20 protein-coding genes are annotated in these 22,612 nt (G+C 60.2%); 13 read left to right on the top strand and 7 right to left on the bottom strand.

Translation table 11 applies throughout. The annotated features are described in order from the left end of the window. Positions 1-2,419 (bottom strand): retention module-containing protein (locus B0D71_RS10235; protein ID WP_133160922.1); only part of this gene is annotated, 2,419 nt, incomplete at its 3' end. 587 nt (positions 2,420-3,006) lie between these two features. Here B0D71_RS10235 and B0D71_RS10230 point away from each other — a divergent pair. From B0D71_RS10230 to B0D71_RS10220, 3 genes are read left to right on the top strand one after another with little or no spacing between them, the layout of a single operon-like run. Then, positions 3,007-4,365: a TolC family outer membrane protein gene (locus tag B0D71_RS10230; protein WP_103394675.1), complete on the top strand. Its 1,359-nt coding sequence runs from the start codon at positions 3,007-3,009 to the stop codon at positions 4,363-4,365. A gap of 16 nt (positions 4,366-4,381) precedes the next feature. Beyond that, a complete protein-coding gene (locus B0D71_RS10225; protein ID WP_103394653.1) occupies positions 4,382-6,541 on the top strand; it encodes a type I secretion system permease/ATPase in 2,160 nt (719 codons plus the stop codon). A gap of 9 nt (positions 6,542-6,550) precedes the next feature. Further along, positions 6,551-7,906 (top strand): HlyD family type I secretion periplasmic adaptor subunit, encoded by a 1,356-nt coding sequence (locus B0D71_RS10220; protein WP_103394652.1) that lies wholly within the window; start codon positions 6,551-6,553, stop codon positions 7,904-7,906. 139 nt (positions 7,907-8,045) lie between these two features. Here B0D71_RS10220 and B0D71_RS10215 read toward each other — a convergent pair whose 3' ends face one another. Together B0D71_RS10215 and B0D71_RS10210 are read right to left on the bottom strand one after the other, a co-directional pair. Next, the gene (locus B0D71_RS10215) at positions 8,046-8,642 is read right to left on the bottom strand and encodes a tRNA-uridine aminocarboxypropyltransferase (RefSeq protein ID WP_103394651.1); all 597 of its coding nucleotides are present in this window, start codon (positions 8,640-8,642) and stop codon (positions 8,046-8,048) included. 4 nt (positions 8,643-8,646) lie between these two features. Beyond that, positions 8,647-9,540, bottom strand: coding sequence for a LysR family transcriptional regulator (locus tag B0D71_RS10210; RefSeq protein ID WP_007972518.1), 894 nt, complete (start codon positions 9,538-9,540; stop codon positions 8,647-8,649). 324 nt (positions 9,541-9,864) lie between these two features. On the opposite strand from B0D71_RS10210, the gene speB reads away from it, so the two are divergent. The 6 genes from speB to B0D71_RS10180 all read left to right on the top strand — a co-directional run bounded on the left by speB (position 9,865) and on the right by B0D71_RS10180 (position 15,561). Then, positions 9,865-10,815, top strand: a complete 951-nt coding sequence (gene speB, locus B0D71_RS10205) for an agmatinase (protein WP_007972517.1) — start codon at positions 9,865-9,867, stop codon at positions 10,813-10,815. Between the two features lie 9 nt (positions 10,816-10,824). Then, positions 10,825-11,247 carry a YybH family protein gene (locus B0D71_RS10200; RefSeq protein WP_103394650.1) on the top strand — a complete coding sequence of 141 codons (423 nt, stop codon included), beginning with the start codon at positions 10,825-10,827 and terminating at the stop codon, positions 11,245-11,247. A gap of 55 nt (positions 11,248-11,302) precedes the next feature. Continuing rightward, entirely contained in the window at positions 11,303-12,814 is a 1,512-nt protein-coding gene (locus B0D71_RS10195; RefSeq protein WP_103394649.1) for a purine-cytosine permease family protein, read from the top strand. 230 nt (positions 12,815-13,044) lie between these two features. After that, positions 13,045-14,424 (top strand): sodium:solute symporter family protein, encoded by a 1,380-nt coding sequence (locus tag B0D71_RS10190; protein ID WP_103394648.1) that lies wholly within the window; start codon positions 13,045-13,047, stop codon positions 14,422-14,424. Positions 14,425-14,510: 86 nt separating this feature from the next. After that, positions 14,511-15,236, top strand: a complete 726-nt coding sequence (locus B0D71_RS10185; protein WP_103394647.1) for an MBL fold metallo-hydrolase — start codon at positions 14,511-14,513, stop codon at positions 15,234-15,236. 70 nt (positions 15,237-15,306) lie between these two features. After that, a complete protein-coding gene (locus B0D71_RS10180) occupies positions 15,307-15,561 on the top strand; it encodes a phosphopantetheine-containing protein (RefSeq protein WP_103394646.1) in 255 nt (84 codons plus the stop codon). A gap of 196 nt (positions 15,562-15,757) precedes the next feature. Here the strand turns inward: B0D71_RS10180 and B0D71_RS32075 are convergent, their stop codons facing one another. Further along, entirely contained in the window at positions 15,758-15,886 is a 129-nt protein-coding gene (locus B0D71_RS32075; protein ID WP_276310344.1) for a PA1414 family protein, read from the bottom strand. Between the two features lie 135 nt (positions 15,887-16,021). After that, on the bottom strand, positions 16,022-16,915 hold the full coding sequence (gene ptrR / locus B0D71_RS10175; protein WP_103394645.1) for a putrescine utilization regulator PtrR: 894 nt from the start codon (positions 16,913-16,915) through the stop codon (positions 16,022-16,024). A 104-nt stretch (positions 16,916-17,019) separates the two neighbouring features. Between ptrR and B0D71_RS10170 the strand changes: the two genes are divergently transcribed. Then, the gene (locus tag B0D71_RS10170; protein ID WP_103394644.1) at positions 17,020-18,201 is read left to right on the top strand and encodes an MFS transporter; all 1,182 of its coding nucleotides are present in this window, start codon (positions 17,020-17,022) and stop codon (positions 18,199-18,201) included. Here the strand turns inward: B0D71_RS10170 and B0D71_RS10165 are convergent. Together B0D71_RS10165 and B0D71_RS10160 are read right to left on the bottom strand one after the other, a co-directional pair. Further along, complete coding sequence (locus B0D71_RS10165; RefSeq protein ID WP_103394643.1) at positions 18,146-19,078, bottom strand: DMT family transporter; 933 nt, start codon at positions 19,076-19,078, stop codon at positions 18,146-18,148. The genes B0D71_RS10170 and B0D71_RS10165 overlap by 56 nt on opposite strands. A gap of 195 nt (positions 19,079-19,273) precedes the next feature. Then, positions 19,274-20,110, bottom strand: coding sequence for a CvfB family protein (locus B0D71_RS10160; protein WP_103394642.1), 837 nt, complete (start codon positions 20,108-20,110; stop codon positions 19,274-19,276). 351 nt (positions 20,111-20,461) lie between these two features. On the opposite strand from B0D71_RS10160, the gene B0D71_RS10155 reads away from it, so the two are divergent. The 3 genes from B0D71_RS10155 to B0D71_RS10145 all read left to right on the top strand — a co-directional run bounded on the left by B0D71_RS10155 (position 20,462) and on the right by B0D71_RS10145 (position 22,528). Beyond that, positions 20,462-20,650 carry a hypothetical protein gene (locus B0D71_RS10155; RefSeq protein WP_015096330.1) on the top strand — a complete coding sequence of 63 codons (189 nt, stop codon included), beginning with the start codon at positions 20,462-20,464 and terminating at the stop codon, positions 20,648-20,650. 208 nt (positions 20,651-20,858) lie between these two features. After that, complete coding sequence (locus tag B0D71_RS10150; protein WP_103394641.1) at positions 20,859-21,581, top strand: TorF family putative porin; 723 nt, start codon at positions 20,859-20,861, stop codon at positions 21,579-21,581. Between the two features lie 77 nt (positions 21,582-21,658). Next, positions 21,659-22,528 carry a DUF6279 family lipoprotein gene (locus B0D71_RS10145; RefSeq protein ID WP_103394640.1) on the top strand — a complete coding sequence of 290 codons (870 nt, stop codon included), beginning with the start codon at positions 21,659-21,661 and terminating at the stop codon, positions 22,526-22,528. Positions 22,529-22,612 lie beyond the last annotated feature (84 nt).

Raw genomic sequence — 22,612 nt, 5'->3', positions numbered from 1 at the left:
ACTGCTCAGGCAGGGTGTTGGCACCGTTGGCCGTCGGGTGCGCTTCGTTGTCGTTGAGGGTGTAGCTGTAACTCACGACACCGGTCGCGGCATTGAAGCCGGTGATGGTCAGCGTGCTGCCCAGCGGCGTGGTGATCGATTGCGGGAAGCCCGCCGCCACACCAGCGGTGACCACGGCGATGCCGCCCACGGTCAAGGTGGTCACGCCATCCAGGGCGGTGACGGTGAACGTGCCGTTCTGGGTCAGCGCAGTGGCATCCGGTGCACTGCCGTCGCTGAGGTTTTTCTCGAAGACGGTCAACTCGCCGCCCTCAACATTCAAACCACCAATCGTGGTCGGGTCATCGTTGTTGTGGATCTGCAGCACCAGGTTCGCCGTACTGCTGTCGCCATCCGAATCGGTGATGGTGTAGCTGAAGGTTTCGGTGCCGTCGCCACCGCCATGCAACGCCTTGAAGTCGGCATCGCTGGTGTTCAGGGTGTAGGTGTAGGTGCCGTTGGCGTTCAGCACCAAAGTGCCGTAGGTGCCAGTGAAGGTGCCGGGGGTGATAGGTCCAGTACCTTCACCAATCGTTACCCGGTCGGCGCCTTGCACGTCGTTGCTCAGCACGTTGCCGTTGAGGGTCAGCAGGGTTTCCGAAGCGGTCGACGCATTGCTGTCATCCACGCCTTTCGGCAGGTCGTCGACGATGTTGACGTCCAGTGAACCGGTCGCGGTGGTGCCGTTGTCATCGACCAAGGTGACGGCGAACTGCTCAGGCAAGGTGTTCGCGCCGCTGGCCGTCGCGTGCGCTTCGTTGTCGTTCAGCGTGTAGCTGTAGTTCACCACGCCGGTGGCAATATTGAAGCTGGTAATGGTCAGGGTGTTGCCCAGTGGCGTAGTAATCGATTGCGGGAAGCCGGCGGCCACGCCTCCAGTGACCACAGCAATACCGCCCACAGTCAGGGTCGTTATGCCGTCCAGTGCAGTGAAGGTGAACGTGCCGTTCTGGGTCAGCGCAGTGGCATCCGGTGCGCTGCCATCGCCGAGGTTTTTCTCGAAGACGGTCAGCTCGGCGCCCCCAAGATTCAAACCGCCAATCGTGTCCGGGTCATCGTTGTTGTGGATCTGCAGTACCAGGTTCGCCGTGCTGGTGTCGCCATCGGCGTCCGTCAGCGTATAGGTGAAGGTTTCCGTGCCGTCACCACCGCCGTGCAACGCCTTGAAATCGGTATCGCTGGTGTTCAGCGTGTAGGTGTAAGTGCCGTTGGCATTGAGCACCAGGGTGCCGTAGGTGCCGATGAAGGTCCCGGGGGTGATGGGGCCGCTGTTTTCCCCGAGCGGCACCCGGTCCGCGCCTTGCACGTCGTTGGTCAGCACATTGCCGTTGAGGGTCAGCAAGGTTTCCGAGGCGGTGCCATTGTTGTCATCGATTGCTTGCGGCACGTCGTCGATGATGCTGACATCCAGCGTACCGGTAACGCTGTCGCCATTTCTGTCGACGGCCACCACGGTGAATTGTTCGTCGATACTATTGGCACCCTCGCCGCTTGTGTGGGTTTCGGAACGGTTGAGGGTGTAGCTGTAGCTGACCACGCCCGTGGCCGGGTTGTAATCAGTGAAGGTCAAGGTACTGCCCAGCGGGGTGGTGATCGACTGCGCAAAACCTGCCGCCACACCGCCGCTGATCACGTTGATTGCGCCGATACTGAGGCTGGTCAGCCCGTCTGGCGCGTTGATAGTGAAGGTGCCGCTGCGCGTCAGCGAGCCTTCGCTCCTCGCCGAACCGTCGGCCAGGTTGGCTTCATTGACGATCCGCTCGCCGTCCTGGTCCGACAGGCCGACGAAGGTGACCGGATTGTTCGGCACCTCCGGCGTCACCGGCGGCACCACAGGGGTATCGGCCGCTACAGCGTTGTTGTCCGGGTTAGCGTTCAGGCGTTCTTCGGGAAGTTCGGGAATGCCGTTGAAACCGGCAGTGGGGAAGCCGATGGTGGGGTCGACTCGGCCACCCACTTCTTCAAGCATGACGAAACTATGGCCACTGCCCTGGATGCCGCCCGGTGCGCCGGTAGTCGAGGCAGGCCCGGCAGCGGTGGCGTCAGCGGTTTGGCTCGGGTCGTCGCCCGCCGCAATGGCTTTTTGCAGCTTTTCGACATCCGTCAGTTGGGCCTCGCTCGGCGTCACCGCCTCGGACGAGTCCACATGTGGAATCTGATTGGCGAGCAACTGCGGGGTCATCTGCATGCTGCTGCCGCGCCCGAGGGTCAGCTCCTGGCCATTTTGCAGATGCACCGCTACCGCGCCTTCGGCGCCGGTGCTCAGTTGGTCGCCGGCGAACAACTTGTCCCCCTCGACCAAAGCACGCCGGGTGCCGTCGCTCGCAACCGCGAACACCTGACCGATGACCTTACTGACGATTCCGATGAGCGTAGCCATGTGCACTTCCTCCGCTGCCAACCGCTGTCGGCACCTTGTTTGTGCGAAGAACTGCTCATGGCTCAAGCGGGTTGTCTGGCGGATCGTGTTCCGGGTACCGGTTTACTTGAGTAAGCCGTGGCCCCGGCAACGATCTCGCCCAGCCAGTCGCTCACGGCGCTGTTAACGATTTCGGGAAAAACCCTCTGCAATCAATGGCATTGGATCCCTGCTCGCAACAGCGTTGCCTGTGAGCGATGCGTAACGATCCTGAATCACTCAAGTGACAAAAAACCGTCACTCTTCAGATCATTCGCGTCCCTCCCCTCCAGCACTTCTCCGCCCTATGTCGATAAGTGGATTGGAACTTTCCTCAAGCCCCGGTGAGCGCCCTAGAGCTCATAAAACAAGGGCTTTCGGATTGAACAATGTGCTGGATTTTGCAGAGCGCATAAGTTTTTTTTGGCATAACCGTTATGAAAAAAATTTCTTAGCTACTCTCCAGAATGTTCTTAGCTCTTTTGTTAAATACATGAAACAACTTTACCTATAAATGTCGTCAAATATTTGGCGACTGATAAGCACCATCAGGAATCAGGGAGATGTACATGCGCCTATTAACCCCCCTCTGCAGCGCGGTTCTTTTGGCCATGGCCTGCTCGTCCCAGGCTCAGGCCATGACACTGACCGAAGCGATCCAGAGCACCATCGCGACCCACCCGGAGCTGGCATCACGGGTGGACAGCCGTCTGTCGGCGGATGAAGACGTGAAGGTCGCCAAAGGGGGCTTTTATCCATCGGTCGATCTGAACGCCGCCTACGGGCGCGGCTACAGCGATAACACCAATACCCGTGCGTTAGGTAATCACCACACCGAAACCCTCAACTACACCCAGTCGGAATTACGCCTGCGGCAAATGCTCTTTGACGGGTTCAACACCGCCAATGAAGTCGATCGCACCAAAGGCGTGGTCAACTCGCGCGCCTATTACGCTCAAGGTACGGCCCAGGATCTGGCCCTGCGCACCACCGAGGTTTACCTCGAAGTGCTCAAGCGTCGCGAACTGGTGACACTGGCCAAGAACAACCTGCAAGCGCACTTGCGGGTCAACGACCAGATCGGCCTGCGCACCCAGCGCGGTGTGGGCAGCAACGCCGATGCCGACCAGTCCACGGCTCGTCGGGCACTGGCAGAAAACAACCTCGACACCGCCGAAGTCGATCTGGCTGATGCCGAGTCGAACTTCTACGCCGTTGTCGGGCGCATGCCCGATGAACTCGAAACCCCGCCGTCGATTCGCGGCGAAGTCCCTGCCTCCCTGCCCGAAGCCCAGCAGAGCATGGTGGAAAACAACCCTTACCTGAAATCCGCCCAGGCCGACGTGCAATCGGCCGAAAGCCAGTACGAAGTCGCCAAGTCGCCGTTCTACCCACGTCTCGACGCCGAGGCCGCCGTGGGTGCGAACAACAACGTGCAGGGTGACGAAGGCCACGACAACGAATGGCGGGTCGGCGTGGTAATGAACTACAACCTGTTCCGTGGTGGCAGCGACAAGGCCCGCCTGGCCTCCGACGCGCACAAGATCAACCAGGCCATGGACATCCGTAACAATGCCCTGCGTCAGTTGAACGAAAACATCCACCTGGCCTGGAACGCCATGGTCAATGCCAAGAAACAAACCCCGACCGCCCGTGAATACGCCGACACCAGCAAACGCGTACGCGTGGCCTATCAGGATCAGTTCGGCCTCGGTCAGCGGACCCTGCTGGACCTGCTCGACAGTGAAAACGAACTCTACAACGCCAACCGTCGCTACACCGAAGTGCGCTACACCGAAGAGTTTTCGATGTACCGTGTACTGGCGAACATGGGCCAGTTGCTGAGCAAGCAACGGGTCGTACTGCCCGCCGATGCCATCGCCCAGACAGAAGTGAAAAACGAAGCGCGTCTGCCTGAATTGAAGTAGTGCACGGGAGCGTTCAATGACCAGCATGGAACCCGGCAACACCGGTGTCGATCCGCGTCTGAGCTTCGATGACCCGCTTCTGGACGGTCTGTTGATCCTCTGCAAACTCCACGGCGCGACGGTCAGTCGCGCCAGCCTGAGTGCCGGGCTGCCCATGGCAAACCAACGCCTGAGCCTGGACCTGCTGCCCCGTGCAGCGGCCCGGGCAGGTTTGCAGGCGCGCTTGCTGCGTCGTGACCTCAAGGACATCTCCGCGCTCAACCTACCCGTGCTGCTGCTGTTGAACAACGGCCGCACGGCCGTCCTGCGCCGTTATGGCGAAGACGGCAAGGTGCTGATCCTGCCCAGCGAAGCCGATGGCGGCGAGCAATGGCTCAGCCCTGAGGAACTGGCCGAACACTACAGTGGACAGGCGTTGTTTGCCCGGCCACGCCACGAACTCGAAGACTTGCGCTCGCCGCTGGTGCCGCGGGTGCAGGCATGGTTTCGCGATACGCTGAAACTGTCGAAATGGCTGTACAGCGACGCGATTCTGGCGAGTTTCCTGATCAACCTGCTAGGCCTGATGGTGCCGCTGTTCGTGATGCAGACCTACGACCGCGTGGTGCCGAACCAGGCCACTTCGACCCTGTGGGTGCTGGCGATCGGTCTGCTGATCGGCACCGCTTTCGAACTGGTGCTGCGGGTCGTGCGCGCGCACTTGCTGGATACCGCCGGCAAGAAAACCGACGTGATCCTGTCGGCCACCCTGTTCGAGCGCATCACCGGCATGTCGATGAAAGCGCGGCCGGCGACCATCGGCGGATTTGCCCAGAGCATTCATGACTTCCAGGGCCTGCGGGAGTTTCTCACCGCCGTGACCCTCACCAGCCTGATCGACCTGCCCTTCTGCCTGCTGATGCTGCTGGTGATCGGCCTGCTCGGTGGCTGGCTGGTGGTGATCCCGATCCTGGCGTTTCCCATCACCATCATCTTCGCCATGGTGATCCAGGTGCGCCTGCGTGACACCGTGCAAAAGAGCCTCAGCCTCGGCGCCGAACGCCAGGCACTGCTGATCGAAACCCTCAGCGGCCTGGAAACCCTCAAGGCTTGCAGCGCCGAAAGCGAACGCCAGCACAAATGGGAAAGCACCCATGGCGCCCTCACCCGCCTCGACAGCCATGCGCGCAACCTCTCGGCCCTGGCCACCAACGGCACGCTATTCATCCAGCAACTGTCCGGCATGGCGACCATCGTCGCCGGCGTCTACAGCATCATCGCCGGCAACCTCAGCGTCGGCGCCCTGGTAGCCAGCTACATGCTCGGCAGTCGGGTGCTCGCGCCACTGGGGCAGATCGCCGGCCTGATCACCCGCTACCAGCAAGCGCAACTGACCATGAAAAGCACCGACGCGCTGATGGGCCTGCCCCAGGAGCGCGACGCCAAACAACGGCCATTGGAGCGCACGCAACTGCAAGGCGCACTGGATGTTGTCGGCGTGACCTTCCACTACAACGGCCAGAGTGCACCCGCCCTGGCCAACATCAGCTTCAGTGTGAAACCAGGCGAGCGCGTCGGCATCATCGGTCGCAGCGGCTCTGGCAAAAGCACCCTGGCACGCCTGGTGATGGGGTTCTATGAACCCGATGAAGGCCAGTTGTTGCTCGACGGCCTGGACCTGCGGCAACTGGACGTCGCCGACCTGCGCCATCAAATCGGTTACGTCGCCCACGACCTGCCGCTGCTGGCCGGCAGCCTGCGCGACAACCTGACCCTCGGCGCGCGCTACATCAGTGACTCACGCATGCTCGAAGTGGCGGAAATGACCGGTGTCACCGAACTGGCCCGGCAACACCCGCAAGGCTTCGACCGGCCCGTGGGCGAACGCGGGCAATTGCTGTCCGGTGGCCAGCGCCAGGCGGTACTGTTGGCCCGGGCGATGTTGCTCGACCCGCCGATCATGCTGCTCGACGAGCCCACCAGCGCCATGGACAACAGCAGCGAAGACGTTCTGCGGCAAAAACTTCACGACTGGGTCCAGGGCAAAACCATCCTGCTGGTCACCCACCGCACCTCGATGCTGAGCCTGGTGGACCGGTTGGTGGTGCTGGACAACGGGCGGATCGTCGCCGACGGTCCGAAAGAAGCGGTCATCGATGCACTGCGCAAGGGCCGTGTCGGCTCTGCGGCCGTCTAGGAGTCGTCCATGTCTGCCGATCAAGGATCCCGTGGCTACTTCGACAGTTTCAACAAAAGTGCCGAAACGGAGTTCATGCCGGAAACCGCCGGCGCCTCGTTGCAGGATTCACCGCGCTGGTCACGAGTCACCGTGTGGCTGGCCGCCGCGCTGCTGATCAGCGCACTGCTCTGGGCCAAGTTCGCCGTGTTGCAGGAAGTCACCATGGGCGAAGGTAAGGCGATTCCGTCGAGCAAGGTCCAGGTGATCCAAAACCTGGAGGGCGGCATCGTCACTGAAATTTTCGTCCGTGAAGGACAAATGGTGAACAAGGGCGACACCCTGCTGCGCCTGGATGACACACGCTACCTGTCGAACAAGGGCGAAAGCGAAGCCGATCGTTATGCCTTGACCGCGCAGGTCGAACGGCTTTCGGCCGAAGCCGAGGGCCGGCCGTTCAAGCTGTCAGAAGAAGTGATCGCCAAAGCCCCGCAAGTGGCCGAAGACGAGCGCTCGCTGTACGAGCAGCGGCAACGTCGTCTCGCGAGCGAGCAGCGCACACTGTCTGAACAACTTCGGCAAAAAACCCAGGAACTTGCAGAGTTTCGCTCGAAACAGGGTCAATTTAGTTCGAGCCTGGCGCTATTACAACAAGAGATGAACATGTCCACGCCGCTGGTGAGCACCGGTGCGGTGTCACCGGTGGAAATCCTGCGCCTCAAACGCAGCGCGGTGGAGATTCGCGGCTCGCTGAATGCCACCACCCTGGCGATTCCCCGGGCGGAGTCGGCGATCAACGAGATCAAAAGCAAGATCGACGAGTCGGAACAGACCTTCCGCTCGGAGGCCGCCAAAGAGCTGAATGAGAAACGCACCGACCTGTCGAAAATAACGGCATCGAGCATCGCCATCGACGACCGCGTGACCCGCACCACCGTGGTCTCCCCGGTGCATGGCATCATCAAGGTGTTGAAGGTCAACACCATCGGCGGCGTGGCCCAGCCGGGCAGCGACATGGTGGAAATCGTGCCACTGGAAGACAACCTGCTGATCGAAGCCAAGGTCCGCCCGCAGGACGTTGCATTCCTGCATCCGGGCCAGAAAGCCATGGTCAAGTTCAGTGCCTACGACTACACGATCTACGGCGGCCTGAGCGCCAAACTGGAACTGATCGGCGCCGACACCATCACCGACGACAAGGGCAACAGTTTCTATCTGATTCAGGTGCGCACTGACAAAAACCACTTGGGCGGGGACGTCAAACCACTGCTGATCATCCCGGGGATGGTGGCGACGGTGGACATTATTACCGGGGAGAAGACGGTGCTGGATTACTTGCTTAAACCGGTTTTGAAGGCGCGGACCGAGGCGATGCGGGAGCGGTAGGCGCTGTTCAAGATTTTTTGTGACTGTTACACCGCTTTCGCGAGCAGGCTCGCTCCCACATTGAATTGCATTTCCCTTGAGGGAATCCGATCGAATGTGGGAGCGAGCCTGCTCGCGAAGGGTCCATCAAAAACACCGACTATTTCGGCCCATGGTTACGCTGGAAAACCTCCTCCCCCATCGCCGCTATCTGCCCCTCGATCAACGCTTCGAATGGCTTTAACAACGGCGCAAACGAAGTCGGTGCCTCAAGGATTTCAAGTGCCTGCACAATCGCCTCCACCGTCGACAACGCTCCCGGTCCCGGCGCCTTGCGCAGCCGATAGCGAGACACACCGCCTTCGGCCAGCGTCACCCTCGGTAATGCCGCCAGCAGCGGATTGAGGTGCAGCATCTTGCGCGCCTTGCGCCAGGTGCCGTCCGGGACGACCAGCAACAAGGGTTCGTCTGTCGCGGCATAAGCCTGCATCGGCTGCGCATCGTCACCGGGAAACAACAAGCGCGCCTGATACCCAGGCTGCTTCAGCAACGTCGGTAAATCCTCGAACACTTCCCCCACGATCAGTTCAGCATTGTTCAGGCCCAACGCCGCCAACCGCGCCGTATTCAGTGCATGGTTAACTTCGCTCGAATGCTGCAGCAGCAACACCCGGGTGCGGCTGTCGAGACTCGGGATCAAGGGGCACAGGCAGTGGCTTTGTGGGCGCAGGCAGCGCGGGCACTGGATTCTGGACATCTTCTCAGGCCTGGTTCAGTTGGGCTTTAAGCAAGTCGCGGAACGTCTGGATCAGCGGCTCGCGGCTACGGCCCCGACGCACGATCATCGAGAACGGTGCCTGATAACCAAAGGTCGCGGGCAGCAACACCCGCAAGTCGCCCTTGTCGGCCCAGGCCTGGGCGTAGTGCTCCGGCAGGTAGCCGATGTAGGCACCGGACAGCACCAGAATCAACTGTGCTTCCATACTTTCTACCGTCGCGGCACTGTGCTTGAAGCCGTGGCGCGCCAGTTCGGCCTGGCTCCAGTAGCCACGACCGACCATGCGCTGCTGGGTGATGACCTGCTCGGGAATGCGCCGCTCGTTGAACAGCGGATGCCGCGTGCTGCAATACAACCAGTGTTGTTCACGGTACAGCGGCATGTATACCAGGCCGCTCATGCGCGTGGAAAACGCGCCGATGGCCAGGTCGAGACGGTTGTCCTGCACGCCGAGCTGCAATTCGTAGGGGCTCATCACCGACAGGTGCAAGTGCACGGCCGGGTGCTCCTGGCTGTAGGCGCCGATGGCTTCGGCGAACGGCAGGGCCTTGTCGCTGACGGTGGAGTCGATCACCCCGAGGTTCAAGGTACCGCGCAACTCGCCCTTGAGGGCGGCGGCGTACTGCTCGAAGCCTTCGAGCTCACCTAACAGACGCAGGGTTTCCTGATGGAACAGCTCGCCTTTGCTGGTCAGGCTGAAACCGCCACGACCGCGATGGCACAGCACCAGGCCCAGCGCTGCTTCGAGTTGGCTCATGTAGGTGCTGATGGCCGACGTCGAGAGATTGAGCTCCTGCTGCGCGTTGGCGAAGCCCTGATGACGCACCACGCTGACGAAGATGCGCAATAGTTTCAGGTCGGGTAAAGCGTTGGCCATGGGGGGCTCCGTAGCGTGTTCAGTGAATCAGCGTGATCTGATAGACGGTTGCGGAGCAACCGATCGCCAGCAAGCCGGCTCCTACGGACGACGCCGACCTGCAGGAGCCGGCTTGCTGGCGATGGGTCCGTCCGGTCAACGCATCGCTCAAGCCGAGAAGTCTATCCCGGCTCACACCATTAGTTTAGAAAAATCTGAACTAAGTATTTGCCCGTAGCGATTCTTCCCGGCCACTACATTTCGCAGAATCAGCTCACAACGGTGCCCGTACTCCCGTGAACGGCGCAACCCAATAAATAAAACAACGACGATGAGGCCCTACCCGTGGACAAGATTCTTCACCAACCACTGGGCGGCAACGAAATGCCGCGCTTCGGCGGCATCGCCACCATGATGCGACTCCCCCACTTGAATACCGCTGCCGGTCTGGACGCTGCCTTCGTAGGCGTGCCACTGGACATCGGTACTTCCCTGCGCCCTGGCACCCGTTTCGGGCCTCGCGAAATCCGCGCTGAATCGGTGATGATCCGCCCGTACAACATGGCGACCGGCGCTGCGCCGTTCGACTCGCTGTCGGTTGCCGACATCGGCGACATCGCGATCAACACCTTCAACCTGCTGGATGCCGTACGGATCATCGAAGAGTCCTACGACAACATCCTGGAACACGATGTGATCCCCCTGACCCTGGGCGGCGACCACACCATCACCCTGCCGATCCTGCGTGCCATCCATAAAAAGCACGGCAAGGTCGGCCTGGTGCACATCGACGCTCACGCCGATGTGAACGATCACATGTTCGGCGAGAAAATCGCCCACGGCACCACCTTCCGTCGCGCCGTTGAAGAAGGCCTGATTGACCCGGACCGTGTCGTACAGATCGGCCTGCGCGCCCAGGGCTACACCGCTGACGACTTCAACTGGAGCCGCAACCAGGGCTTCCGCGTGGTCCAGGCCGAAGAGTGCTGGCACAAATCGCTGGAGCCTCTGATGGCTGAAGTCCGCGAGAAAGTCGGCGGCGGTCCTGTCTACCTCAGCTTCGACATCGACGGCATCGACCCGGCCTGGGCTCCAGGTACCGGCACCCCGGAAATCGGCGGTCTGACGACCATTCAGGCGATCGAGATCGTTCGTGGCTGCCAAGGTCTCGATCTGGTCGGTTGCGATCTGGTAGAAGTCTCGCCCGCTTACGACACCACTGGTAACACCTCGCTGCTGGCCGCCAACCTGCTGTACGAAATGCTCTGCGTACTGCCTGGCGTAGTCCACCGCTGAGGATTGGTCATGAATGAACGCGATCAGGTTCTGAAAGCCGCCGCCGACCTGGTGTCCGCTTTTGCCCGTAACGATCGCGAAGCCTACTTCGGCGCATTCAGCGCCGATGCCAGCTTCGTCTTCTACACCCTCGAACAGCCCCTGCTGTCGCGCGACGCCTATCAGGCGATGTGGGACAGCTGGCGCGCCGAGGATGGCTTCGAGGTGCTCTCGTGCACCTCAAGCAACGCGTTCGTCAGCCTGCAAGGTGACGTGGCGATTTTCATCCATGACGTAGCCACCGAGCTGCGCATGCAAGGGGAGCAGCACTTTAGCCAGGAGCGCGAGACGATTGTTTTCAAGAAACAAGCGTCTGGCCAAGAACAACAAGGCCTATGGCTGGCCTGCCACGAACATTTGTCCGCGATGCCGGAAGGGCTGCCAACCCCTTAGCCAACACAGGTGACGCTCACGCACGATGAGCGCGCCTTTATGATCGGAGCTGATCATGAATAACAACAACAACGACCAAAGCCTTACGCAAATTGAAACCCACGGGGTCGAACAGATCCCGGACAACGAACGCACCGCCGGCCCGACGGACTTGTTCCGGATGATCTTCGGTGGTTCCAACACCTTTGCAACCGCGGTCCTCGGCAGTTTCCCGGTTCTGTTCGGCCTGTCTTTCCAGGCGGGCGTCTGGGCGATTGTGCTGGGTGTATTGCTGGGTTCGCTGATTCTCGCGCCAATGGGCCTGTTCGGCCCGATCAACGGCACCAACAACGCCGTGTCTTCCGGTGCGCACTTCGGCGTGCACGGGCGGATCGTCGGTTCGTTCCTGTCGCTGTTGACCGCCATCGCCTTCTTCTCGCTCTCGGTGTGGAGTTCGGGTGATGCGCTGATCGGCGGCGCCAAACGCCTGATCGGCCTGCCGGAAACCGACCTGACACTGGGCCTGGCCTACGGTCTGTTCGCGATCCTGGTACTGACCGTGTGCATCTATGGCTTCCGCTTCCTGCTGTGGGTCAACAAGATCGCGGTGTGGAGTGCCAGCCTGTTGTTCCTGCTGGGTATCTTCGCCTTCGCCGGTCCTTTCGATGCGAACTACGCCGGTAGCGTCAACATGGGCCAACCCGGTTTCTGGGCGGCCTTTATCGGTGCTGCACTGGTGGCCATGAGCAACCCGATTTCCTTCGGTGCGTTTCTCGGCGACTGGTCGCGCTACATTCCGCGTGACACGTCTAAGCGTCGCATCATGGCGGCAGTGGTGATTTCGCAGATCGCGACGTTCATCCCGTTCCTGTTCGGCCTGACCACCGCAACCATCGTAGCGATCAAGGCGCCGGACTACATCGCAGCCAACAACTATGTCGGCGGCCTGCTGGCGGTATCGCCGAGCTGGTTCTTCCTGCCGGTGTGCCTGATCGCCGTGATCGGCGGCATGTCCACCGGCACCACCTCGCTCTACGGCACCGGCCTGGACATGTCCAGCGTGTTCCCGCGGGTGCTGTCGCGGGTCAAGGCCACGCTGCTGATCGGTGTGATGTCGATTGCCTTCATCTTCATCGGGCGCTTCGCGGCCAACCTGGTGCAGAGCGTGTCGACCTTCGCCGTGCTGATCATCACCTGCACCACCCCATGGATGGTGATCATGATCATCGGCCTGCTGGTGCGTCGCGGCTTCTACTGCCCGGATGACCTGCAAGTGTTCACCCGCGGCGAGAAAGGTGGCCGCTACTGGTTCACCCACGGCTGGAACTGGCGTGGCCTGGGTGCCTGGATCCCGAGTGCGGCCGTCGGCCTGTGCTTCGTGAACCTGCCGGGGCAGTTTGTCGGTCCACTGGGTGAAATGGCCGGTGGCATCGACATCAGCCTGCCGGTGACCCTGGGCCTGGCCTCGCTGGTGTACCTGGCGTTGCTGAGCCTGTTCCCGGAACCGCGCGAAGTGTTCGGCCCGAATGACCCTCGCAGCAAGAGCACGGATTCGCTCGCTAAACCGGCGATGCAACAAGTCGCCTGATTTATTGAATACAGGGCCATGAGGTGACCTCCGTGGCGAGGGAGCTTGCTCCCGCTCGACTGCGAAGCAGTCGCAAAACAGGCTAATGGGTTTCTCCTGAAGAAACGCCTTTGCGGGGTTTGGGGCTGCTTCGCAGCCCAGCGGGAGCAAGCTCCCTCGCCACAAAAACCACCCCAAGGCCATAACGCAACTTAGTTCCACATAAAAAAGACAATCGGAGACACGCCATAATGGCTTTGGATTTATTCGTTGTACTCATCTACGCCGCCGCGATGCTGCTACTCGGCTACTACGGCATGCGCAAGGCCAAGACCAACGAAGACTTTTTGGTCGCCGGTCGTAACCTGGGCCCAAGCCTGTACATGGGCACCATGGCTGCCACCGTTCTGGGCGGCGCGTCCACTGTGGGCACCGTGCGTCTGGGCTACGTGCATGGTATCTCCGGTTTCTGGCTATGTGCCGCACTGGGTTGCGGTATCGTCGCGTTGAACCTGTTCCTCGCCAAACCGCTGCTGAAACTGAAGATCTACACCGTTACCCAGGTGCTGGAAAAACGCTACAACCCGATGGCCCGTTCCGCGAGCGCGGTGATCATGCTGGCCTACGCGCTGATGATCGGCGTGACCTCGATCCTGGCAATCGGCACCGTTCTGCAAGTGCTGTTCGGGCTGCCATTCTGGATCTCGGTACTGCTCGGTGGCGGCGTCGTGGTGATCTACTCGGCCATTGGCGGCATGTGGTCGCTGACCCTGACCGACATCGTCCAGTTCGTCATCAAGACCGTTGGCCTGATGTTCATCCTGTTGCCGATCTGCCTGTACCGCGTTGGCGGCTGGGATGAGTTGGTGATGAAACTGCCGGCGTCGAACTTCAGCTTCACGACCATCGGCTGGGACACCATCATCACCTACTTCATGATCTACTTCTTCGGCATCCTGATCGGTCAGGACATCTGGCAACGGGTGTTCACCGTCAAGACCGCCAAAGTAGCTCAAGTTGCCGGTACCGCTGCCGGTATCTACTGCATCCTCTACGGTCTGGCCTGCGCCCTGATCGGCATGGCTGCACACGTACTGATCCCGGACCTGGACAACGTCAACAACGCCTTCGCCGCCATCGTCAAACTGTCCCTGCCGGACGGTATCCGTGGCCTGGTGATCGCTGCCGCACTGGCCGCCATGATGTCCACCGCCAGCGCCGGCCTGTTGGCCGCTGCCACCACCCTGACCGAAGACCTGTTGCCGAAACTGCGTGGCGGTAAACAGTCGAGCCTGCGCCTCAACCGCCTGGTAACCATGCTGACCGGCATCGTGGTACTCGGCATCGCGCTGGTGGTCAACGACGTGATCAGCGCCCTGACCCTGGCTTACAACCTGTTGGTGGGCGGCATGCTGATCCCGCTGATGGGCGCCATCTTCTGGAAACGCGCCACCACCGCCGGCGCCATCGCCAGCATGGGCATGGGCTTCGCCACCGCGCTGCTGTTCATGTTCAAGGACGGCCTGGACGCCAACACCCCGATCTACTACAGCCTCGGTGTGGGCCTGGTGAGCTTCGTACTGGTCAGCCTGCTGTCCCCTCGTCCAACGACTGTGGCCAGCGCTGCCTAAGCTTTGACATAACGACTTGATGCTTTCTTCGACGGGTGTGGCGTCGGTTGCCACACCCGTTTTTTTTCGCCTGGAGAAAACGTTTCATGAAGATTGTTTCTCGCAACCAGTGGTTCGAGGTGAAATCGCTCAGTGACGGCATCCGCTTGATCCACGAGCCGTACATCCGTCCTTTCTACCGCTGCAATCTCTGGCACATCCAGGGCCGTGACAAAGACCTGCTGCTGGACAGCGGCTCGGGCCTGGTCAGTCTGCGCGAGCAACTGCCGTGGATCACCGAGCGGCCGCTGGTAGCCGTGGCCAGCCACTGCCATTTCGATCACATCGCCGGTCATCACGAATTCGCTGAACGCCTGGTGCATCCGGCCGAGGCGGACATTCTCGCTGCACCGGATGGCGACAACGATCTGAGCAAAGCTTTTGTCGGCGACGACATGTTCGAAGCGCACCCCGATTGCCCGCTGTGCTACGCCGAATACCGGGTCAAGGCCGCACCGGCCACGGGGTTTGTCGAAGACGGCGATGTGCTGGACCTGGGCAATCGGGTATTGCAGGTCGTGCACACACCGGGACATTCGCCAGGTGGCATCTGCCTCTACGAAGCCGCCACCGAGACGCTGTTCAGCGGCGACATCATCTACGACGGCCCGCTGATCGAAGACGCCTACCATTCCAACCTCGATGACTACGCCCGCAGCCTGCAACGCTTGCATACGCTGCCGATCCGTACGGTGCATGGCGGACATTTCGGCAGTTTTTCCGGGAAGCATTTACGTAGCATGATTGACGAATGGCAGCGCTCACACGGCTAAAGCCTGCTGTACTCAACGGCAGGAACGACACCGGCAGGGAGAACAACGCCGATCTCCTGGAAGAACGCTCATGAAAAAAAAAGACGACGTTCGTGCTGTCGTGCATCGCTTTATCAGCCGCCTGCTGGAAGGGCAGGATGGCTTCGACGATAACGCCAGCCTGGCGCAGTTGGGATTGGATAAAGAAGATATCGAAGAACTGATCTTCCATCTGGAAGATGAGCTGGGTGTAACGGCGTTTACCGCCGAGGAAGACCGGATGCTGAAATCCGCGAGGACGGCGAATGATTTGAGCCAGTTTTTGCTGGAGATTGGGCGGTATTGAGGCGGTGAGTGGCGAGCGCGCTGTTCTGTGGCGAGGGGGCTTGCCCCCGCTGGGCTGCGCAGCAGCCCCAGAACATTCAATTGGGATACATCAGAAAGACCGCATTGACTGACTTTACGACTGCTTCGCAGCCGAACGGGGGCAAGCCCCCTCGCCACAACAAGCCCCTCTCACCAACAATAACTATTCGGAGGCATTACCGGCGACGCTGCTGGCGTCGACGCTGTTCGTCGTCAGTACGAATAGGCACGGGTTGCAGAGGCGGTTCGATCAAACCGAGAGCCACGCCCAGGTCATGCAGCCAGTTTTGGACTTTCTCTTTCATGGTGCCCCCTTCAGGGTAATGCCGAGCGGCCAAAATTCTGTAGCCCCTTCGCACTGATAATAGTCCGAAGTCCTACGCAATGCTCGCGCAAAGTGGCAACGATCTGTTACTGAATCCATCACAATCAGCCTTTGTTCAGGCAATCTCCTGCTTCTGCACCTCTGCCTGCGGAAAAACTGCCTGTTGCTGCTCGATCCAGGCATTCAGGTTGGCCCCGACCATGCCCTTGCGCCACATCAGCCAGGTGGTAGCGCTGGCAAACGGTTCGGCCAATGGATGCACCGCCACGCTTTCACGGCCTGGCAGACTGGCGAGCATCGACTCCGACATCAACGCCACACCGGAACCGGCAATCACACAGGCGAGCATCCCCGGATAGGACTCGATCTCCATCGCCCGTCCCATGGCCGCGTGGTCATGGGCGAACCAGGCCTCCAGGCGCATGCGGTAGGAACAGCCCTGGCGAAAGGTGAACACCGCGCGCCCTTGCACATCCAGCGCGCTGCGCACTGGCGGATGATCAGCCTCACTGATCAGCACCAGACGCTCTTCGCATAAGGGCACGCCGTCGAGCCCGGCCAATTCCAGAGGACCATCCACCAGCGCTGCATCGAGTCGACCGGTCAGCAAGCCCTCGAGCAATTCACCGCTGGGAGCGGATTGCACTTGCAGGTTCACGGCCGGATACAAGCGGTGATAGCGCGCCAATAGCCCCGGAAGGTGAATCGCCGCCGTGCTGTACATGGTGCCAAGCACGAAGTCACCCGCCGGTTGCCCGCCCTGCACCGCGGCGCTGGCTTCGTCGTGCAAGGCAAACAACCTGGCGGTGTAGTCCAGCAAGACTTTTCCCGCAGGTGATAGCTGCAAGCGCTGACGCTCGCGCAGGAAAAGTTCGACACCCAGTTGCTCTTCCAGCTGTTTGAGCCGAGTCGACAGGTTCGACGGTACTCGATGCAACCGTTCGGCAGCACGGGTTATGGACCCTTCTTCCGCCACCGCCTGGAAGATGCGCAATTGGCTGAATTCCACAACCTTCTCCAAAAAAGAACAAGTTACTCACTATTATTCATTTTTAAAGAAAGTCAATCAGTCCTAGCCTGACAGTCATTGATCCTCCAGACGGAATCCAGACCATGTCTCCCCTGATTCGTTTATCCGCCAGTTTCGTTGCCCTCATGATGGCCATGGGCATCGGCCGTTTTGCCCTGACGCCGCAACTGCCGCACCTGCTCAGTGAAGGCCAGATCGACCTGACCGCCGCCGGACTGATTGCCGCCGCCAACTACCTCGGGTATTTCATCGGCGCGGTGGACGCCATGTTTTCCCGGCGTCCCGCGCAAGTGCGCGGGCGCTTGCTGGGCGGGCTGTGGCTCTGCGTGCTGCTGACCCTGGCGTCGTTCTGGGCCAATGGTTTCTGGTCGCACCTGCTGTTGCGCTTCGGCACCGGGGTGGCCAGCGCCTGGGTGCTGGTGATGATCACCGCCCTGAGCCAACCGCTCGCGGCAGTGGCCGGGCGTCCCCGGGTTGGCGCCCTGGTCTTCGCCGGACCGGGTTTGGGGATTTTTCTGACCGGCTTGTTGGCCCTTGGCTCGAATCTGCTGGGCCAGACTTCCGCTACCTTGTGGCTGGTATACGCCGCCGTAGCGCTGGCGATGCTGTTGGCAATTCTGCCGTTCCTGCCACAACCGGGCGCAACCGCGACCGCTGCGCCCAGCGCCGGCACGTCAGACACCCAAGGCATCGGTCGCCTGGGCTGGATTTATGCCTTGTACGGTTTGGGCTACATCATCCCGGCGACCTTTCTGTCGCAAATGGCCAACGCGCAATTCCATGGCCAATGGCAGGCTGATCTGTTCTGGCCGTGCTTCGGTCTTGCGGCTGCCACCGGTGTGGTGCTGGTGAGTCTGCGTCGGCAAAAAACCGGCGCTACGCGTCACTGGCTGATGGCGACCTTATGGCTGCAAGCCGCTGGCGTATTCGCCTGCCTGCTGGGCAACGGGCCAGGCCTGGCGTTGGGTGTGGTCCTGTGCGGCACGCCGTTCCTGGCCTGCATGCAACTGGTGATGCAGCGTTCCCGGGAACTGGCGCCCCACGCCACCCAGCGCAATGCCGGCCTGCTGACGGCCTGCTTCGCCGTGGGCCAGCTCAGCGGGCCATTGCTGGCGGCGTTGAGCAGTCATTTCAGTGGCGGTCTGCAGCCGGCACTGGTGGTCGCCGGCTGCGGCTTGCTGATTGCCGGCGGCCTGTTGCTCGCACCGGTCAGTGCTGCCCCAGGGCTTTGCGCAAACGACGGCGCAACCACTGCTCGGCGCTGACAAAAGTGATGCCCGCCAACACCAGCACCGCGCCGATGACGAAGTTCATGCTCAGTTCCTCGCCGAGCAGCACTACACCGAACGTGACGCCAAACAACGGCGTCATGAACGAAAACACCGCGAGATTGGCCGCCAGGTAACGGCGCAGCAGCCAGAACCAGACCAGGTAACTGAAGAACGACACGACCACCCCCTGAAACAGCACACTGGTCACCGCCACGGTGGTCAGGCTGACATGAGTGATCTGGCCGCTGAGCAGCGCGATCAACAACAAACCGAAGAAACCGACAATCAACTGATAGAACAGCGTCAGCGTCACCGGCGCTTCCGACAGGCGCGAGGCGCGCACCACCACCGTGGTCGCGCCCCAGGCCGCGCCCGCCAGCACACCCAGGGCATCGCCCATCAACATGCGGTAATCGAGGTTGTCCCAGGACACCCCACCGGCAAACGCGATGGTAATCCCGATAAAAGCCAGGACAATCCCCAGCCATTGCAAGGGTCGCAAACGCTCACTGGGCAACAACCAGTGCACACCCAATGCGGTGAAGATCGGCGCGGTGTAGAGGAACACCGACATGTGCGCCGCCGTGGTCAGTTGCAGGCCTTCGGAAATGAAGAAGAACTCCAGGCCGAACAAGGCACCGGCCAGCAGACCGCCTCGCCACGTCGCACTCACCTGGTTCCAGCCGCCCTTCCAGCAGATCAGCAGCCCAACCAGCAACGCCGACATGCCGGAACGTCCGGCCGCCTGCATCACTGGCGCGATATCAGCCGCCGCCCACTTGATCATCACCTGCTGAACGCCCCAGACCAGGCACAACCCGATCATCACTTGCAGGGCAAACCCGTCGGCGCTGCGCCGGGTGGCGCTCACCGGAACACCTCGAAGACACAATCCATGGCAAAAGACTCGGCAGTAAAAGCAAAGCCCCGGCCTTCTCGTTGAATAGAAAACGCCGGGGCGAAAAATCCTGTTGTCGATTATTAACCAGAAGGCCAGAAAATGCCGCCTGCCAGAGACCTCTACTTCTCTGCTTGCGCCATCCTGGCCCTCTGTCTTGTCAGCGCATCAACTGAGTTCGATGCGATCGGCATGAATGACAATCTGGCCATTCTTGTACAGCGCACCGATAGCCTTCTTGAAGTTACCCTTGCTGACACCAAACAGGCTGCTGATCAACGCCGGATCGCTCTTGTCGCTCACCGCCAGGCTGCCGTTGTTTTCCCGCAACTTGGCGAGAATCTTCGAGTTCAGGCTCGTGGCCGCTTCCTGACCGACCGGTTGCAGGCTCAGGCTGATCTTGCCGTCGGCGCGAACTTCCTTGATGAAGCCCTTTTCCTCTTTACCGGCACGCATGAACTTGAAGATTTCGTTCTTGTGGATCAGGCCCCAATGCTTGTTGTTGATGATGGCCTTGAAGCCCATGTCCGTGGCTTCGGCCACCAGCAAATCCACTTCCTGGCCCGCGGTGTAGTTGGCCGGAGTCTTGTCCAGATAGCGATCCAGGCGCGCGGTCGCGGTGATGCGGCGGGTGTGTTTGTCGAGGTAGACGTGCACCACCACATACTCGCCCGCCGTCATCTGACGCTTCTCTTCGGAGAACGGCAGCAACAGGTCTTTCGGCAAACCCCAGTCCAGGAATACGCCGATGCTGTTGACTTCAACAACTTTCAAACTGGCAAATTCACCGACTTGAACTTTCGGTTTTTCGGTAGTTGCGAGGAGTTTGTCATCGCTGTCCAGATAAATAAAAACGTTGAGCCAGTCTTCATCTTCGCTAGGAATATCTTTTGGAATATAACGATTAGGCAGAAGGATTTCGCCATCCGCGCCACCGTCCAGATATAAACCGAAGTTAGTGTGTTTAACCACTTGCAAACTGTTGTAACGCCCGACTAAAGCCATGTCCAATACCCTCATTGCGTGGGCGGCATTCTACCCGGTTTTAAGCGCCGCGTTTGGTACCCGGCCCGGTGGCGCGTGAAAATCCTCTGAAGGCCTTAATTTTCCGGGGTTTTCAACGCTCGCCTGGCCGCTCGTCAGACCGACCCGGGCATTTACGCCATGCGCAGGCAAGCGTAACGCGGCATTTTTCCAGGCAATGTTCTTATTTAAAACAGCAGCTTAGACGCCTATTTCGAATATTTGCCAATGCCTAATTACTCCGACCTCGCGAATATGCCTAGGGGATATTTGCCAAGCAATTATCAAGTAATTCCTGTACGATGCCTGGCCAAGTTAATTTTCTACAGGTTAATGGCCGCCATGCGCGTAAAAGCATCCACCAGCAAAGCAAAGCCAGCTCCAGCCGTCGAAACCAGCGAATCGATCAACAGCCAGATCGCAGCGTTCCTCAAATCCGGCGGTGAAATCCAGCAAATTGCCAAAGGCGTCAGCGGCCAGACGTTCGGCCCGTCCAAGCAGATCACCCTGGGCAAAAAGTAACCCCCCTCGCGTCACCTGGTCCCAAAGCGCTTTGAGCTTCGAAGCGCTTGGACTGGAACCCTCGCTTCTCCCTCCGGCACTCCTTCATATCCCGTGGAAATCGACGAACGGCCTTCGCTGCCGATCATTCGCCGGTATCCTTGCACGCGTCTGGATCAAGCGTTCCAGCGGGCCTGCCAGCCTGCCCTCGCTGTTCATGGAGTGACGCATGTTCAAACTTTCCTGTTTATCGGCATTGCTCGGCAGCCTGTTGGCCTGCTCTGTAGCGCATGCACAAATCTTCCAGCGCGAGATGGGGGCTTTCGACCTCAAGCTCGGTACCACCCCCACCCGCAGCATGGCCCAAGGTCTGGTCAAACCCTCCGTCGTCGGCTCGTTCCACGGTGGACTGGACCTGAGCCACGACAGTGGTTTCTATGTGGGCCAATGGTCGCCCAGCATGGGCATCAGCCCGGGGAAAGACCTCGAGATCGACTCCTACATGGGCTTTAAACAGCCTTTCGACCAGACCCTCGGCTACGAAGTGGGCCTGATCCGCTACAGCTACCCCGAAGTCACGACCCCCGACAGCCAAGAACTGTTCGGCGGCCTGACCTTGCTCGGCAGCCGTTTCGGCATCGCCTTCAGCAATGACCCGGACAAACAGAACAACACCCTGTTCGCCGATTTGAGCGGCAATCAACCGTTCGGTGTCGGCATCAGCCTGAAATACACCAGCCATCAATTCAACACACCGGTGGCGGTGGATGGCGGGTATGTAGGCAGTTTTACCGATTGGTCGCTGAAATTGTCCCGCCCCTTCATGGGCATCGACCTCGACCTGATCTACAGTGACTCCAGCCTGAGCGGCAGCGGTTGCTCGGCCTATGCCGGGCACAACAGCCAGTGCGACGGACTGGTGACGCTCAAGGCCGAACACGCGTTCTATTGATCGGCTGAACTGCCGGGCTCATCCTGGGTTCAGATGAGAATCAGCCCCCGAAGACTGGCTTTCGCAAGGATTCGCCCATGTCCCGCTGGTTCAAACATATCGCCGTTGTCTTGACCATTACCCTCGCCCTCGGAGCGTGCAGCCGCGTGGGCCTGGCTTATCGCAACCTCGACGTGATCATCCCGTGGACGCTCAGCGACTACCTGGACATGAACGGCGAGCAGAAAAGCTGGCTGGACGAACGCCTGAAGGAACATCTGAGCTGGCACTGCACCACTCAATTGCCCGGCTATCTCGACTGGCTGGACCGCCTGCAAACCATGATTGCCACTAACCAGGTCAGCGACGCCGCCTTGCAGTCCCGCACCCACGAAGCCGAACAGGCGATCGCCGAGACCGCGCGGGAAATCACCCCTTCGGCCATCGAATTGCTGCAAGGGCTGGATGACAAACAAGTCGCCGAGATGAATGAAGCCTTTGCCAAGGACCAGCGCAAACGCCAGGAGGTATACCTCAAGCCCTCGCTCGACCAGCAGATCAAGGAACGTGGCGAACGCATGGAAAAGCGCCTGAACGACTGGCTCGGACCATTGAGCACCAACCAACGACAACGGGTAACCACATGGTCCAGCGCCTTGGGCGATCAGAACACCCAGTGGATTGCCAACCGTGCCCATTGGCAGAAGCAGTTCAGCGCAGCCGTTGCGCAACGCCAGAGTCCACAATTCCCACAACGGATCGAGACACTTCTGGTCAATCGCGAAAGCTTGTGGACGCCCGCCTACCGTCAAGCCTTCGCCGACACCGAAGCCCAGGCGCGTTCACTGTTCGTGGATCTGATGGCTGATAGCACGCCGAACCAGCGCGCACGATTGCTGAAGAAAATAGAGGGAGTGCGCAAGGACTTCAGTGACCTGAAGTGCCTGAAAACAGCGAAACAAGGCTGAGGACAAACGCAAAACCAATGTGTGCGAGCCTGATCGCGACGGCGGTTTAACTATCAACACTCATGTTGATTTCAATGGCCTCTT

The sequence above is a fragment of the Pseudomonas laurylsulfativorans genome (genome assembly GCF_002906155.1).
Classification (GTDB): domain Bacteria; phylum Pseudomonadota; class Gammaproteobacteria; order Pseudomonadales; family Pseudomonadaceae; genus Aquipseudomonas; species Aquipseudomonas laurylsulfativorans.
The sequence above is the reverse complement of the archived record's forward strand: the minus strand, read 5'-3'. Positions and strand labels throughout refer to the sequence as shown.